11 protein-coding genes are annotated in these 15,876 nt (G+C 39.0%); 10 read left to right on the top strand and 1 reads right to left on the bottom strand.

What is annotated here, in order from left to right:
* The first annotated feature begins 10 nt into the window (after positions 1-10).
* The 9 genes from bsdcttw_RS15235 (at position 11) to bsdcttw_RS15195 (ending at position 13,017) form a co-directional block, all read left to right on the top strand.
* Positions 11-766 (top strand): prepilin peptidase, encoded by a 756-nt coding sequence (locus bsdcttw_RS15235; RefSeq protein ID WP_185255701.1) that lies wholly within the window; start codon positions 11-13, stop codon positions 764-766.
* Between the two features lie 105 nt (positions 767-871).
* Positions 872-2,518: a pilus assembly protein PilM gene (gene pilM / locus bsdcttw_RS15230; RefSeq protein WP_185255700.1), complete on the top strand. Its 1,647-nt coding sequence runs from the start codon at positions 872-874 to the stop codon at positions 2,516-2,518.
* 9 nt (positions 2,519-2,527) lie between these two features.
* Positions 2,528-3,298 (top strand): hypothetical protein, encoded by a 771-nt coding sequence (locus bsdcttw_RS15225; RefSeq protein WP_185255699.1) that lies wholly within the window; start codon positions 2,528-2,530, stop codon positions 3,296-3,298.
* Between the two features lie 28 nt (positions 3,299-3,326).
* Positions 3,327-4,604, top strand: a complete 1,278-nt coding sequence (locus bsdcttw_RS15220) for a type IV pilus modification PilV family protein (protein WP_185255698.1) — start codon at positions 3,327-3,329, stop codon at positions 4,602-4,604.
* 36 nt (positions 4,605-4,640) lie between these two features.
* Positions 4,641-7,001 (top strand): hypothetical protein, encoded by a 2,361-nt coding sequence (locus bsdcttw_RS15215; protein WP_185255697.1) that lies wholly within the window; start codon positions 4,641-4,643, stop codon positions 6,999-7,001.
* Positions 7,002-7,037: 36 nt separating this feature from the next.
* Positions 7,038-7,556: a type II secretion system protein gene (locus bsdcttw_RS15210; RefSeq protein ID WP_185255696.1), complete on the top strand. Its 519-nt coding sequence runs from the start codon at positions 7,038-7,040 to the stop codon at positions 7,554-7,556.
* Positions 7,557-7,569: 13 nt separating this feature from the next.
* The gene (locus tag bsdcttw_RS15205; protein WP_185255695.1) at positions 7,570-8,166 is read left to right on the top strand and encodes a PilW family protein; all 597 of its coding nucleotides are present in this window, start codon (positions 7,570-7,572) and stop codon (positions 8,164-8,166) included.
* A 38-nt stretch (positions 8,167-8,204) separates the two neighbouring features.
* Positions 8,205-12,242, top strand: coding sequence for a DUF5057 domain-containing protein (locus bsdcttw_RS15200; protein WP_185255694.1), 4,038 nt, complete (start codon positions 8,205-8,207; stop codon positions 12,240-12,242).
* A 313-nt stretch (positions 12,243-12,555) separates the two neighbouring features.
* Positions 12,556-13,017: a GtrA family protein gene (locus bsdcttw_RS15195; protein WP_185255693.1), complete on the top strand. Its 462-nt coding sequence runs from the start codon at positions 12,556-12,558 to the stop codon at positions 13,015-13,017.
* A gap of 279 nt (positions 13,018-13,296) precedes the next feature.
* On the opposite strand, the gene bsdcttw_RS15190 is transcribed toward bsdcttw_RS15195, so the two are convergent.
* Positions 13,297-14,850, bottom strand: coding sequence for an ABC-F family ATP-binding cassette domain-containing protein (locus bsdcttw_RS15190; RefSeq protein ID WP_185255692.1), 1,554 nt, complete (start codon positions 14,848-14,850; stop codon positions 13,297-13,299).
* 331 nt (positions 14,851-15,181) lie between these two features.
* Here bsdcttw_RS15190 and bsdcttw_RS15185 point away from each other — a divergent pair, with 331 nt between their 5' ends.
* Positions 15,182-15,841, top strand: a complete 660-nt coding sequence (locus bsdcttw_RS15185) for an HD domain-containing protein (RefSeq protein ID WP_185255691.1) — start codon at positions 15,182-15,184, stop codon at positions 15,839-15,841.
* Positions 15,842-15,876: the final 35 nt, after the last annotated feature.

The following is a 15,876-nucleotide window of genomic DNA, read 5'->3' as shown; positions in this document are numbered from 1 at the left end:
CAATCATACCATGCTCCTATTCTTATACATAATCATTTTCCTATATGGTCTCCTTATCGGCAGCTTTCTAAATGTCTGCATTTATCGGATACCCCGGAATGAGAATATTGTAACGACCCGCTCTCATTGTATGCACTGCAAAACGCAGATAAAGTGGTATGATTTGGTTCCTTTCTTTAGCTTTATAATATTAGGCGGAAAATGCAGAAAATGTAAAACCCGTCTGTCCCTGCAGTACCCCTTGGTAGAGTTATTCAATGCACTGTTGTATTGTAGCATTTTCCTGGTAAATGGCTTCAATTTCGTCAGTATTATTTATTGTCTGATGACCTCTGCTTTGCTGGTGCTTAGTATCATTGATTTTCGTACTTATGAGATTCCTTTTGGAATTAATGTTTTCATCGGAATATTGGGACTAATCCGTATGGGATTGGATTGGACAGACTGGGTTAATTACGTTTTGGGCTTTTGTACCGTCAGTCTTTTTTTGCTGTTGTTATATTTCCTGACAAAGGGAAGAGGAATCGGCGGAGGAGATATTAAATTAATGGCGGCGGCAGGTCTGGTTTTAGGATGGAAGCTGATCTTGCTAGCTTTTATTTTTGGATGCCTGCTTGGCTCTGTTCTGCATGTTATTCGCATGAAGGTTAGTAAGGCTGATAGGGTATTGGCATTCGGCCCCTATCTGGCAATGGGCATCTTTGTAAATATGCTGTATGGCGAAGTCTTTATAAACTGGTATCTTCATATATGCGGCGTGAGGTAAAGGTTAGAGGTATTTTTTTGTTGCAGTGTATAGAAAGTTAGTTGACTTAGTTCTATGTTCTGCCATGGAAAAATAAGAGAGATGCAACAATAAGGAGACTATTAGATGGCCAAGAGAGTATTAAGTATTGATATTGGAGTTACCAATACAAGGGTCTGTGAGATTGATTACGGCAAAAAGACTCCTCATGTATACAAGTGTATTAGTTTTTCCACCCCGGAGAATGTTATTGAGGATGGATACATCAGAAATAAACAAGTACTGGCTACCATACTGCGTATGAAGCTAGATGAAGCAGATATGAAGCTGACCGATGTGGTATTTACGATTTCCTCCAGTAAAATTGCCAATCGTGAAGTTACCATACCAATGGTCAAGGATAGATTAATTCAGCCTGTTATTGATGCCGGAGCACAGGATTATTTTCCCGTGGATATTTCGGAGTATATTATATCCTACAGCATTCTGGAGAGGATAATTACGAAAGAAACCAGAAAGTTAAAGCTAATGTTACTTGCTGCTCCTAATAATCTAATTAAGAATTATTACAGTTTTGCCGAGATTATGAAATTTACCATACATGCCATCGATTATATTGGCAACAGCAGTTATCAGTTACTTAAAAGACAAGCAAATGAAGGTGTAAGGTTCATTATTCAGCTCAACGAACAGAATACGCTGATACATGTTATCGATCAGGAAGCTTTAATTTTGCAAAGAACCATACCCTATGGAGTAAATCCGGTTATGGAAACCGAATCCGATAATAGACCGGTTATAAGAGAAAAAGAAGAGGAGTTTGATAATTATTCTGATGCTTTTGAAGAGGAAGCAGCAGTTGCTTTGGCAGCAGCGGAAGTTGACAACCTTATTACCGACAATCCATATGGTCATATGGAAGAGCTTGCTGATTCCCTGAAATATCTCATAAATAATGTTATCAGAGTATTGGATTATTACAATTCGAAGTTCGCGGAGAAGAAGATTGACCAGATATATATAACCGGACCAGGTGGCAGGGGAAAAGGTATCACGGAACTGTTTCAAAATGAAATCGGTTATGGTGTAAAGAAGCTGGATCGGTTTTCTTCTGTAATCTTTCAAAAGTATATTAACCGGGATGAAATCGATGAAACGGCTTATATGTCCGTTATTGGTGCTGTGCTTCAGCCTATAGGCTTTTTATCAAAGGATATCATTGAGAAAGAAGCAAAAAAAAGCGGCCGCAGTGTTCTAATGCTGACATTGGCTGCTTCCCTTGTAATATCTGTTGTATTAATCTCCGTATCCGTCTTAAGTCTTCAGGGTGCAAAGGCTGAACAAAAGAAATTGCAGGCACAGATAGCTGACTTATCTTCAGTAGAAAGTGTTTACAATGATTATAACAGTGTTTTAGGTGATTATCAGAGTATAACAAAGCTATATTCTGATACAACATCTCAAAACGAGAAGCTGAACCAATTAATTACCGGACTGGAAGAACGATTACCGTCCACTGCGGTGGTTTCAGCGTTAACGGTAAATGAGACCGGCTTTAGTATGAATATTACCACAAACAGTAAACTTAGTGCTGCTAAACTTTACCTGCAGTTAGGAAATCTAGAGGGGTTGAGTATTGTATCCATTGATTCGATTGCAGAATCTGAAGATGAGAATGGAATCAAGATGGTTACCTTTGCTGTGAACTGCCAATATCGTAATGAGGGGAAGGTGGCAGAAACAACAGTTGAAAATACAGAGAATACGAAGTAGGAGACACATATGAAATTAGAGACAAAACTAACCCAACGAGATAAAAAACTCTTGCTAATAGCAGCAGCAATATGTTTATTAGTAGTATCGTATTTTCTTATTTTTCTAAAGAATATGAATGCAGCGGAGGCAATAAGGACCTCCAATGAAACCTTAAATGCAAAGGTTCAGGAATTAACACAAATGCAGGCCCAGGCTGAGGATAAGAAGACGGAAACTTTAAAGATGAAGCAGGAAATAGAGGATATCAAGGCTGAATTTCCGGTGGATTTAAGCACTGCAGATATAATATTGATACTGGATGGATTAGAGCATGAAGCAGATATGAAGATATCCTCTGCTGGTTTTACGGAACATCAGATTTTTTATCCTAATGGAGGATCGGCTGATGGAAATGCATCGTCTCAAACTACTGATACGACTGAGGAAAGCAATGCAGCAGCTCCACAAGGCTCGGATACAACAGGAGCAGATGATTCGAGCCTATCGGCGGCTATTCAATCCAATAAGTATATCGGCATGAAATCAGCCGTAAATATTTCCTTTAAAACAACCTATGCTGGATTAAAAAAGGCTATCGATTATATTAATAAAAACCATGACAGAATGACCATAGGAGAATTGAATGCTACCTATGATACTGACACCGGCAACCTATCAGGCAGTATGGTAATCAATATGTACATCTTAAGCGGCTTGGGAATACAAAAGGCCTATGAACCTCCGAATCTGGAGGATATTGTGACAGGAAAAGATAATATATTCGGAACTTTAAAGTAAGTAATGAAAGTGTAAAAGGAGGAACATTATGAGAAGGCCCGGCAGGAAGGAGAAAAACAAGGGATTTACCTTGGTAGAGCTTATTGTTAGTATCGTAATGCTGGCTATTATAACCGTGCCTTTGCTTAGTTATTTCCTATCTGCTGCCGCTTACAATGCCAGGGCAAAAACGACTCAGGAAGCAGTGGCTTTATCCCAAAGCATTATAGAGAAATGCAAGGACAAATCCATTGAGGAAATAGCCAGGAGCTTTCACGCAGAGAATATAGAATTCTTAAGTAACTTTAACTTAGTGCCTCTTGCAAGTATTAATAATGACAGAAGCCGTGCTTTCGAGGTGGATTCCGCAGGTACTGCCTTATCAGGCGTTGGGAGCTATGATATCCTTAATGGTGTCTTTCATAATTCTGTAAATGGATTGCTGTACTATGCAATCACAAATATTCAGGGTGATGGCAATGATTATGATGCCTTACTGACCGTTGATACCAACATAACCCACGGTACTACTTATTATGATACGAATGTGAACAATACTTTATATCAGATAAAAGCAATTCAATCACCGCAGAATGTTACCGCTGTGGAAACTACCCAGAATGCACGTGCGGTAATCTCTATGAGTGATTTAAACAGAAACTTTTGTGACCAGCAAAATGCAGCTCATGCAGGTGATAGTACCTGGACTTATAAGGTTCCGGTTAATGAAACAGCGATTCAAGCAGTACTTTACAGGGATATCTATATCAAACTGGAACCAATTGAGACTGCACCGGCGGTCATTAGCACCACTAAGGCAAAGGTTAAGGTATATTATAAGTATTACTGTCCGGGTATCAATGGATGCCCACAGACTAGCAGCAATGGGGTAGAAGTAGACCCCCCATTATATCAGGAAACAGTTTCTTTAACTGACCTGAAGAATATCTATGTTTTTTTTCAACGAAATCATGGAGTGGAGCAGATTAATCTGGATATTGATGCAGGGCTCTCTTCTTATATTGTAAATAAAATTAACTTTTACCTGTTATGCCAGGCGATAGATGCATCAGGTAATACGATTCCTGCTTTTGATGCCAGTATAAACCCGGTAGGAAATTCCTTATTGTATGCAGACAAAGTCTTATCCAATGCTCAAAAGTTTTCTAAAAACAACGACGGCAGCAATATGATGGTGGGAAGCGGTTATATACCAAGGGAAACGAAGCTTCGTATAATGAATATAAGAGTAGATATCTACAGAGCTGGCAAGCTTTTAAATTCGAACTTTTTATATGCTTCAATTACTTCTGCAAAAGGAGAATAAAGAGTATCAACTGGATTCGGAAAGGAGCAGAGAAGAATGCTAAGAAAAAATAATAAAGGGTCTGCATTATTACTTGTAATTATTGCAATCTGTTTTATTGCTATTTTGGGTTCTCTTATTCTGTCTCTGACAATGACAAATATCCAGATGAAACAGATTGATTACCGGTCAAAAGAAAATTTCTATGAGACAGAAGCAGTTCTGGAGGAGCTCCATGCCGGACTGGAGGGAGTTTCTTCTGACAGTATGTATCAGGCATATAATTATATTCTTCTGCATTATTCTGAGATTACCCAGAATACCTCCAGTTCCGTCAAAGGTGAATTCGACAGCATCTATATCAACGGGTTGGTACAGGCCTTGTGCGGATGTGCCTATAACCCTCCGGTAAGCACAGTATATTATTACAAACCAAGAGTTTTAAAGAATTTCTTAAACGCCTCCAGAACTCCGGATGACAATATTTTATATGGAGATACGGACACTTCTACCAACGTCTTACAAATCAATCTGGATACCGTTGATCCGGATAAGGTGAATTCCGTTGTTCTGCAAAAGGTAAAAGTAAGATTTCAGGACAGTAAGGGTTACGATACCCAGATTACAACGGATATTCGGCTGGAAGCGCCGAATCTGAATTTTGATTCGGCTAATATCTATCCGGAGTTTACAAAGTATGCCTTAATTGCGGATAAACAATTAGCGGCGGAAAGCGGAACCGGTATCAGTATTGATGGTAATCTCTACGCTGGTGCTGACGGCTTGCGGGTCAAGGCGACTACGGTAACCCTTCCGAATCAGAATGACCCGACCGGTTATAATCTGAAAATTGCTGGCGATACCCTGATTACCAGAGGAGATATCCTGGTAGAGAATTATGCGAAACTATTTATCGGAGATCAGGCTGCCGGAAGAAAAATGAATGTATGGGCAGAAAACATCAGAACCTCCGGTAACGATAATGGCATCCAGACAGCCTATCTAAATATCTATGGCAATTGCAAGGTGGCGGATGATCTAAGCCTTGACGCTGACAGAAGTTTTGTAACAATAGGCGGCAGTTACTATGGATATAATTATAATAAAACCAATCAGAAGGTAGAAGACAGTGAAGTACATAGTATTGTTAATTCGAATTACAGCAGCTCTATCTTGATTAACGGGCAGAATTCTGCTTTGGACATGTCAGGACTTACAAGCCTGACGGTAGCGGGAAGAGCATTTATATCTAGGAAGAATCAAGCAGGTGCTACAGTGGCGGATGATATTATGACCGGTGAGTCTATCTCCGTTAAGAGTAATCAGCTGGCATATCTGGTACCGGACGAATATATTTACTGGAAGCATAATCCGATAATGAAATCTGAGCTTGATGCACTTCCGACAGGACAAAAGGCAGTTACCATACCCCCTGGAGCATTGGCAAATTTATTGACTGCACAGCAGTTTGAAGCATATCACTATCTTATTGGCGGCACGATTCCCATGACCTATTATTATCTGGATTTTAAGGACCAGACCTGCGCCAACCAATACTTTAAGGATTACTATAATAACTCATCGAATAAAGCAACTTTAAATAAGAATGCCAAAAGTTATCTCTATGGAAACGGTATCCGATTAAGCGGAGCCCTTCTTTTAGCAGCGAATGGACTTATGACTGCCGGTGATGGTAATCTCTCCTTAACCGGCGGAGTTTTAGCGAATCCGGATTCACCGGATAATTCTCTGTTAAGTGATGCTATCAGAACTGCGAGAGAATACAAATCCAGGCAGTTATGTCTGGTAGCTGCCTCTGCCGGGGGCAACAGCGGAGATTTCAGACTGGATAAAACTCAAAGTCCGCTGTTTAAAACAATCATCAGTCAGGATGGAAGCCAGTCGGTTATTGAGAAAGAGACCAGAGATGATAGTACCGCTTTAGCAAATGGATTTGTAAAGTATAATGGGAACTTTTATAAAAGAGTACCCATTGATTTAGACGGAGATGGAACAGCAGAGTATTCGGTTTACATTATCCGCAATGACAGTACAATTACGACAAATGATATCAGGAATGCTACGGGTGGAAATCTAAAGGATGGAATACTGATTACGACCGGCAGTTTGACGGTAGGATGGAATTATTCAGGATTGATAATATCCGGTGCTACAATTCTTATAACGGATAATGGAACCCAAATCAACTCTGACCCGGATATGGTTCAAGCTATTCTTTCCTATGCCTTGAACCAGGAACAGAAAAAAACTTCCGAGGGAGGCTGGCTGGAGAATAAGTCCATGCAGTTTACCCATTATTTTACCGCTTATGCTGGTAAGAGCAATGCAAATGCAGAAAATATCGATCAGATAAAAATATCAAACTATATCAATTATGAAAATTTTAAGAAAAATTAAGACAGATTAATCATTGGCCAAGAAAGGAGAGCGGGAATGAAAAACAACAAGGGTGTTTCTCTGGTTGAAATCATTATAGTAATAGCAATTCTTTCCGTTCTTGGTGTGTCAACCTTTGGCGGTATACATTATCTCAGATATGGAAATGCAAAAAGGTGCGCATATGAAATAGATGCAGCCTTAAATAAGATCCGGCTTGAGAATATGAGCAAAGCCGAAAAGGCCAATCTATATATCTACCAATATGGTGGCCACTATTATATGAGAGTCAGCCCTTCTAGTCCTACAGCTGCTCTTCTGAATGGTAACGGTACCGAATTGGGAAACAATCAATTTGTAATATCCTATGAGGCCAGTACTCACCCAGGTACGAATGTAGCGGTAGGAGATTATGCATCCGGTAATTATATGACTCTTGGCTTTGATAAGAGTACCGGAGAATTAAGCAGCAATGGTACCGGTTATTATGAAAGAATAGTTATTACAGACAGAGACGGTACGCTTCTCTATACAATCCGGTTGATTCAGGCATCCGGTAAACATTTTATAGAATAAGGAACATGGGCTTATGAGACTGGTTAATAATAAATATATGGGAATCAAAAGTAATCAAGGTATAACCTTAATCGAGCTGATAATTGGCATGGCAATCTCCTCTATTGTTATCGGAGCTATCGTTATGTTTATGGCAGCAGGAAGCCGTGGATATCAGACTGCCCAAAGTGAGATATCTTTACAGACGGAAGCCCAGACGATTATGAATCAGATAAGAGAACATGTTCTGGAAGGAAATAACACCCAGTTTGATGTGACTGATAAGGTTCTTACAATTTACCACAGTGATGGGAATCCCGGGACCACAACAGACCCGGTGGAACTTATATGGTTTAACAGTGCTGATCACCATTTGTATCTTTACAACACCACTATGAGCCAGAAAAATACAGTGTTAACGGATATCCGAAACGGTTTGACAGATATTGATAATCTTATGGGAGAGTATGTAAAGGATTTTACTGTGACCCCGGGGAATTTATTCACATATGACAGTACCGGAACTACAGGAACAACCATTACGGTGGAATTGCAATTGAGTTACAATAACAGAGATTTTTCATTAACTGAGGATATGAAACTGCGAAACAGAATTGTTACTATACCATAGAAATGCAAACAGGTTAGAGAATATAAAGGAGGGGCAATTTGAAAGAAAAGTTTGGAAGGAAGAATAAACCAAGATGGATTGCTGTTTTTGTATTCCTGGTAATTGGCTGCCTGTTTGTCGGAATCTATGGATTGGTGTCCGCCGAAACCTCCAATGCCGGTAGAACCATTACTCCGCCTATGAAAGATGGTGTCAGTGAACTTGGTACAGCAGCCAATCCGTTATTTATTTTAGAGATTGTTCCGAATAAAAGTTTTTCAGAAATCGGGTATTTGATTCCGGGCTGCGAGCCGGTAGACATGGAAAAGCTTACCCTTGATGACTTGGCATATACCTATAATTCAAGAGGGTTATCAGTTTGTACATTTCCTACGGAACAGAAGTATGATTTTGAAATTGACAAAGCAGAGTTAGACTCCGGGTCTGGTAAATGGAAAGATCCTAACAATATAAGAGGATACTTTCAAAAGGTAACAGATGGGAGCGGCAATATCAAACAGGTAAGGAATGGGACAGAGTATACTTATACCTATGTAGGAGCAGGGTTAGGACAGTATAAATGGGTACCGGATAATAGTGATTACAATACGATAACAGACGACACAGCTGACAAAGTATGGACTACGCGTAAGCTATATTCCAGAATAAAAATGGTTTATACTCATAAAAATACATTTTTAAAAGAAGCGATTAAGGTTCCAACGAACAGATTAAGTGATTACCATTCGGTAGTAATAACAGTAGATCCCTCTGATCTGGCGAATTCCGCTAATCTGGAACTGATCAATAGAGCAGATATTATTTATATCAACGGTAAATCCCATGATTCCGGCTTGGTCAGTATATGGAATAAGTTCAACAAGGATGGATTGACACTATCAAATCCTCCATCTAATTTTCAGGGAGCGAATGACTTAACCTGGGAGGCGGTTATGGCAATCTTCAACCGTATGGTATCCAAAAACAGGGCAGCTCTTATAATGGACTTAACTTCCGTTTACCTTGGTGGAGATTCTGATAATAATGCCCATAAGCTCTGTATTATGCTGCTTCAGATGGGTCCGGCCAATTTTAACCGCTTATTTGTCTCAACCAATAAGATAAAGACAACTACTTTTAACGGAAGAGTGACAGGTTATTATGTTGGTAAGAGCGGGAATGAAAGCATTGTGTGGGGACAGAAAACTTTTCCAGATAATGGTGAAGGTACTAAGTATGGTGACCTAGTATTTAAGAATCCCCATATTACATCCAGCAATATTACAGCTGGTGAAGGAGTCTATACTTATAACGGAGATATGAGTCTACTGGAGAACTTGGAGCAGCAGAACATCTATGAAACAGATTCAACAAGGACTGTTGTAAAGGATGCCTTTGATTTTTATGAATATTATGACAGATATGAGAAGGCGGGGGCTAACCCAAATGCTCCCAGGAGGACCTCCCTTTCACCGGTAGATGCAATCTATTTTATTCTGCACCAAAAGTTCGACTGGGCGGATAAGACGGTATTAAATATTCTGGAGATAGAACCTTATGACAGCTTTATCTATGGTTCCACCGGCTGGGAGGCTAGATACCGGAAGTTCTTCCCGTATTTTATGGGGACGGCATCTGATATTCATGTCACTACGATGACTACCTATGATTATATCGGAAAGATTGAGGACATCAATGCAAAATATGATATGGTACTCATCGGTCTGAATACCGCTTACAAGGATATAACAAAATATAATGATGATAACCTGAAAGGGAAAATATATCTCTCTATCGGAGACAGAGTAACGACGGATAATTCGGTACGCTATTCCGGCAATGACCTGACGAACCGAAAATTAACACAGCTTAAAAACTTTATGCTCTCAGGCAGACCGGTTGTATTGGCCAGCGGTTTTTATACGGATACAACTAGGGCGAAAGTAGCACCAACGGTGGATAAGGCCACTTATATGTATGATCTTGCAGATGTGATAAAACAACCCAATGTTACGGTGAACACAGAACCGGAACAGGCAGACTATCGTGCCAAGTTCATAGATAAGATCTTTTATGAGGATAATTTTAACAGTTATGTTCTGGAGAGAAAAATATCGGATTCTTCATGCAGTTTAGAATTCGCAGATAAAAGTGATAACAATATGTATCCGGTAACCTATAGTTATACCACGAATTCGAGCGGCTCCATCTCCTCTGTGAAATACAATGGAAGCAGTACCTTAAAATATCGATTTCGAATAAAAGGTACAGCGGATGCTTACGCAGTAAAGCTGTTTATAGATAACAACGGTGATGGACAGTATAATGGTTCCCTGGACACACCAACAAGTGCCAAATCGGAGGTAATCAGCGGGCTGACGGTAAAGGATGATACCAATACCAGTATTAACGTCAATTCCTTAAAACCGAATACCTGGTACACCCTGACCAGACATCTGGATGCTACATATCAGGGGATTATTCCCTGGAAGCTGGAAGTGAATTCCATTGCCAATCCATCAATCAGAACCAGTGAGATTAATTATACGGTTATTAAGCAAATCAGTGAAGCCAGTAAAGTTCAAATCAATGTGTTGCAAGTGGTAATTGATGCAGGAACAGGTTCTCCCAGTTCCAATTTCAACATGCAGACTAATACAACCTTTCAGAAATTCTTAAGCTCGGTTCCAGAATATAAGGTAAGTATTACTTATATGGATAATGCGACGTTCTTGAGTAAGTACAATAAATACAAAGGTCAGAGCGTGGTTTCCGGTAAATATGATGTCCTGGATAATTATGATATGCTGATATTGGGATTTCGGGATACCTGTAGTTATACAAATAACCCATATGCCAATCAGGATATCCTGGATTTCATTAATCAGGGGAAGAGTGTTATATTCAGTCACGATGTTATATGGGATAAAGACGCCGGACAGGAGCGCTTATATAATGATGTACTTCGAAAAGTAATGTCTCAGGATCGTTACCATTTTACCACCGGAGTAAGTGATAATTTGCAGCCTATTTATTATGATGATACAAACAATCAGTTAAAAAAGAATTTAATTAAAATGTATGATAGTGCGAATCTGACCAGCGGAAATGATAAGTACTGGAAGTTTTTTACGGATAATAGCAACAAACTATACTGGAGATATGGTTCCGGTTATAATTATGACAGAAAGGACGATACTTCCAACAAGAAATGGAATGAACTTTCCTTTATGGAAACTACCAGAGTATCCGTTGCCAACAGGGGGCAGATAACTCAATATCCTTTTACCATCGGTGATACGATAAGAATATCCACAACACATACCCAGTATTATCAATTGGATTTGGAACAAAGTGATATGGTTGTGTGGTATAACCTTTCGGATAACAGCAGCCGGTTAAATGGCGGCAGTAATAACGGGTTCTATTCTTCCAGAGAAAATGATTCCAGAAATAGCTACTATATTTATAATAAAGGGAATATCACCTATACCGGTTTGGGACATACGGTCAATCTGACAGATGATGAAATGAAATTATTCATAAATACAATGATAAGCTCATACCGTGCAGGTACGGCAAAAGCTAAGATTATCATCACAAATCAGGATGTCTATACAGGCGATTCCAACCAACAGTATTTATTTATCAATGCGGATTCCGATACCATTACAACAACGGATCCCACACAGGTAAAGACCATAACCTTTAAATTAGAGGATGAAAGTGTTGTCAGTACCAGTGACAGAGACTATTATGCTTCTTACTATGCGGTAGTACCGGATCCGGCGGATAGTTCAAAAACAATCCGGGTTCAACTAAATCCCCAGGGAAATTCAACTTCCACGGAGGTACTTCCTACAAAAAATATAGATACCGGTGGGGCCTGCACTATTGTACCCGGAAAAGGAACCAAATTAAACTCTGACAATGAATTTTCTATTGATGTACCTCTAAAGTATTTTAATGGAGCAGGAAAGCTCCTGATAGAAATGGAACTAACCTCCGTTGGCATTAATGAAGATGGTAATACGATTGAACAGAAGAGTACGACCCAAGTGAATCTGATAACAAAGCCGTTTTTTGATTTAGATTAGTTTAGAGATATAAAGCACCTGCTACCAACCGGCAGGTGTTTTGTATTGCTCAACTTTTAATATAATGTTGCAATTAGAACAAAATCATATATTATGATAAATGAATTTATTATAATTGGAAAATGTGGTATTATAAGAAAGGTACGGATAACAGTATACTTAAGAAACTAGAATAAGAAGTTCTTATGGGAACATATTATAGGAAATTATTATAGGAACTTCTTATGAGAAGTTTAAAAATGTTCTTCCAAGAGCAGCAATCGAGTTAATATGAATTAAAATGTATCATAGGATTTATATAAAGGAGACAGGTATGTCAATGATAATGAAATTAAAGAATCTGATGGACAAGTTCATAAATCGTGAAACCATCGTTTATGTCATAGCCGGTGTTATGACAACAGCTGTGAATATGGTGACTTATTACATCCTATGTTACTGGGTCAGGATGGACCACCTTATTGCAAATATCATAGCGTGGATTCTGGCTGTAACCTTTGCCTATTTTGTAAATGCAGGCTGGGTATTCAGAGATAAGCGGACAACCATCAAGGAAGAACTGTCCAAGATGGTAAAATTCTTCCTGGCAAGGCTTTTTTCTCTTGGAGTGGAAGAGGGAGGACTATTCCTTTTTGTCAATCTGCTGCATTTTAATAACATGGCAGTAAAAGCCGGATTGGCTGTTATTGTAATTGTTATTAATTATATATGGAGTAAGTTTTATGTTTTCAATAACGCCCAAAAAGTATGCAGTGAAGAAGTGAAGGAAAGATAATATAATATAAGATAAAGGAGGGGCTGTTGCAAAATAGCTAAATTACTCTTTTGACAGGACTGGGTGTATAATAATACATTTGGCTGCTTTTCCCTCGCTCGTTCAAAGCGCTCCGCTTCACAAGATGAGCTCGGCCAGTCTACGCGAAATGTATTATTATACACCCAGTCCTGTTTTTGAGTTTATTATGGCTATTTGCAACAGCCCCTTGTTTCTTCTTATTATAATCAAGGTTATAAGAATCAGTCCGAAAATAATTGAATTAAATATATAACCTGCTTAAACTCTGGTTGACCAATTGGAGCAATCCCAAACCTTTGTTGCAAAATCTTCATAAAACTCAGGTTCGTGACAGATAAGGAGAATACTTCCGCCATACTCTTTCAATGCTCTCTTTAATTCATCCTTCGCGTCTACGTCCAAATGGTTTGTAGGCTCGTCTAAGAGCAGTATATTGGTTTCTTTATTAATCAACTTACATAAGCGCACTTTAGCCTGCTCACCACCGCTTAGAACCCTTACCTGACTTTCGATATGCTTAGTGGTAAGGCCGCATTTTGCTAAGGCAGAACGCACTTCATATTGGGAATAGGAAGGAAATTCACACCAAAGCTCCTCAATGCAGGTATTGTTCTTTGCACCGGTCATTTCCTGCTCAAAATACCCCTTATACAAATAATCTCCCAAGGTTACCTTTCCCTCAATAGGAGGAATGAGACCGATAATACTCTTTAGCAGAGTGGTTTTACCAATACCGTTAGCACCTTTTAATACAACTTTATCGCCGCGTTCCATAGAAAGGGTTAATGGCTTAGACAGGGGCTCATCATAGCCGATAACAAGGTGCTCTGTCTGGAAAATATATCTTCCGGCAGCTCTTGCTTCCTTGAAATTAAATTCCGGCTTTGGTTTTTCCTTAGCAAGTTCTATAACGTCCATTTTGTCTAATTTCTTTTGTCTGGACATTGCCATATTTCTGGTGGAAACTCTTGCTTTATTTCTGGCTACAAAATCCTGAAGTTCGTTTATTTCCTGCTGTTGTTTCTTATATGCGCTTTCCAATTGTGCTTTCTTTACTTCATAAACTTCGGTAAATTTATTATAGTCTCCCACGTAGCGTGTCAGTTCACTGTTTTCTACGTGATAAATAATATTAACTACGCTGTTAAGAAAAGGGATATCATGAGAGATTAGGATAAAAGCATTATCGTAATCAAGGAGATATCGTTTCAGCCATTCAATATGAACGGTATCCAGATAGTTCGTGGGCTCATCCAATAACAGAATATCTGGCTTTTCAAGCAGAAGTTTGCCCAAAAGCACCTTGGTACGCTGACCGCCGCTGAGCTCTGTGACATCCATATCTATACCGATGGCGTCAAGACCCAATGCACGGCCGATTTCTTCTACTTTTGAATCTATGATATAGAAATTGTTATTATCAAGGGTTTCCTGTATAGTACCAAACTCCTCCATAATTGTCATAAGGGTATCAGGGTCGGCATCAGCCATCTGATTGCATAGATCATTCATTTTTTTCTCCAGTTCAAAGAGATAGGAGAAAGCAGATTTTAATACCTCTCGGATGGTCATTCCCTTTTCCAGGACGGAATGCTGATCAAGATAGCCCACTCTGACGTTCTTGGCCCATTGTATTGTTCCTTCATCGGGCATCAGCTTACCGGTAACGATGTTCATAAAGGTAGATTTTCCTTCTCCATTGGCACCGATTAGTCCGATATGTTCCCCCTTTAGAAGACGGAAGGATACATTATTAAAAATAGCTCTGTCACCAAAGCCATGAGTGAGATTTTCAACATTTAAAATACTCATAGGTACTCCTTGCAATTTAATTCTTTCTGGTTTCTTAAAAGTCACTTAATAAATTATACATATTTTTTTAATATTTTCAAGAGTAATGTATGTGATTCTATTAGAAAAAATAGGCTGATTTATGCTAATATGAACGATTGTTATCATTTTTAGAAAGCAGCTGAATGTCTAATATTGAATTTCTTTTCATTTTTGTGAATATCTGCTACAATAATACCGTTGTGGAGAAAAAATTACATAGAATTTACATGAAGGTTGCATGCTATTGCTATAATGAGTTTACCTTGTCGTTCATGATGAGTTAATATAAACTATTCCGGGAGGTAATAAGTTGATTACGTATAGCGAGATTAAAAAGATTCCACAGATTAAAACATATATCCAGAAGGCAGATGAGGCCCTTGGTGCCTTGGGTTATACCGAGCACAGTTTTGCTCATGTAGGGCTGGTAGCTGAAAAGGCGAAGTATATTCTTACAACAATGGGATATCCTCAGAGGACCGTTGAGCTTGCTCAGATAGCTGCCTATATGCATGACATCGGTAATGTGATTAACCGCGTTGACCACGCTCAGAGCGGTGCCGTTATGGCCTTTCGTATTCTGGACAGACAGGGGGTGGAGGCAGAAGATATTGCAGTGATTATTTCTGCGATCGGAAACCATGATGAAAGTACTGCCTACCCAGTAAATGAGGTCGCAGCAGCCTTGATTCTGGCAGATAAAACAGACGTACGCTACACAAGAGTCAGAAACAGGGATTTTGCAAGCTTTGATATCCATGACCGGGTAAATTACGCTGTGAAAGAAGCAGAAACAACGATAAATGAAGAAAAGAGTAAGATAACCTTAAGCCTTACCATAGATACAGAATTCTCTTCTGTAATGGATTATTTTGAAATATTTTTAGATCGTATGGTTTTATGTAAGAAAGCAGCTGCAAAACTAAATTTAAGATTTCAGCTTGTAATAAACGGACAGAAGGTTTTATAATTAATATTGAATAACACGAAGCTTTAAGGCAAATA

Origin of the sequence: Anaerocolumna chitinilytica (assembly GCF_014218355.1) — a bacterium.
In the GTDB taxonomy this organism is placed as follows: Bacteria; Bacillota; Clostridia; order Lachnospirales; family Lachnospiraceae; genus Anaerocolumna; species Anaerocolumna chitinilytica.
The sequence above is the reverse complement of the archived record's forward strand: the minus strand, read 5'-3'. Positions and strand labels throughout refer to the sequence as shown.